Source organism: Rhodococcus sp. 06-462-5 (assembly GCF_002258315.1).
Taxonomy (GTDB): domain Bacteria; phylum Actinomycetota; class Actinomycetes; order Mycobacteriales; family Mycobacteriaceae; genus Rhodococcoides.
Genome location: NZ_NOYD01000049.1, coordinates 1 through 1503, shown reverse-complemented (window position 1 = coordinate 1503; position 1503 = coordinate 1). Strand labels below are relative to the sequence as shown.

Below are 1503 nucleotides of genomic sequence, written 5' to 3'. Positions count from 1 at the left end.
CGCTCGCTGCGTCATGATTCGCTTCTGCGCTCATAGTGGGATGTTTCCGTGTTTCTTGGGTGGGAGGGTAACTTGTTTGCGTTCGAGTAGTCGCAGTGCGGTGACGATCTGGCCGCGGGTGTGGCTCGGGGGGATGACGGCGTCGAGGTAGCCGCGTTCGGCGGCGATGTAGGGGTTGACGAGGGTGTCCTCGTATTCCTGCTGCAGCGTCAACCGGAGGGCGTCGACGTCGTCGCCGTTCTTCGCGGCTTCGAGCAACTGTTTGCGGTAGACGAACCCGACGGCTCCGGAAGCTCCCATGACCGCGATCTGCGCGGTCGGCCAGGCGAGGTTGACGTCGGCGCCCATGTGCTTGGAGCCCATCACGTCGTACGCCCCGCCATAGGCTTTGCGGGTGATGACGGTGATCTTCCCGACCGTCGCTTCACCGTAGGCGTAGAGCAGTTTCGCGCCGCGTCGGATGATGCCGTTGTATTCCTGGCCGGTGCCGGGCAGGAACCCGGGTACATCGACCAGGGTGATGATCGGAACGTTGAAGCAGTCGCAGGTGCGCACGAACCGGGCCGCTTTCTCGGAAGCATCGATATCCAATGTGCCGGCGAACTGGGTGGGTTGGTTGGCCACGATTCCCACCGACCGGCCGTCGATGCGCCCGAATCCGACGATGATGTTGCGGGCCCGACCTTCCTGGACTTCGAGGAATTCGTCGTCGTCGAGGATCCGACGAATCACCTCGTGCATGTCGTAGGGGGTGTTCGGTGAATCGGGGATCAGGGTGTCGAGTTCGAGATCCTCCGCGGTCAGCGAGTCCTCGATGGACCCGACGACCGGGTCCGAGGGTGCGGTGCGGGGGGCGTCGGCGCGATTGTTCGACGGGAGGTACGACAGCAGGTCGCGGACGTAGTCGAGGGCGTCCTGTTCTCCGGAGGCGACGTAGTGCGCGACTCCGGATTTCTCCATGTGGGTGTGTGCGCCACCGAGTTCTTCCATGGTGACGTTTTCACCGGTGACGGTTTTGATGACGTCGGGTCCGGTGACGAACATCTGGCTCGTGCCGTCGACCATGACCACGAAGTCGGTCAGGGCCGGGGAGTAGACGTGCCCGCCAGCGGCGGGTCCCATGATCACCGAGATCTGCGGGATCACCCCGGAGGCGCGGACGTTGCGGTGGAAGATCTCGCCGTACAGTCCGAGGGAGACCACCCCTTCCTGGATGCGGGCTCCGGCGCCTTCGTTGATGCCGACCAACGGTCGTCCGGTTTTGACGGCCAGGTCCATCACCTTGACGATCTTCTCGCCGTAGATTTCCCCCAAGCTGCCGCCGAAGACGGTGGCGTCCTGGGAGAACACGCACACATCGCGGCCGTCGACGGTGCCGTAGCCGGTGACGACACCGTCACCGAAGGGCCGGTTCTCGCCCAGTCCGAAGTTCTGGGAGCGGTGGCGGGCGAGGGCGTCGAGTTCGACGAACGAGCCCTCGTCGAGCAGGGCGGTGATCCGCTC

The 1503-nt window shown here is 64.3% G+C and carries 1 protein-coding gene; it reads right to left on the bottom strand.

Annotated elements, in window-relative coordinates; all coding sequences use genetic code 11:
* Window positions 1-30: 30 nt before the first annotated feature.
* A partial coding sequence (locus CH251_RS21815; RefSeq protein ID WP_143544987.1) for an acyl-CoA carboxylase subunit beta occupies window positions 31-1503 on the bottom strand: 1473 nt, incomplete at its 5' end.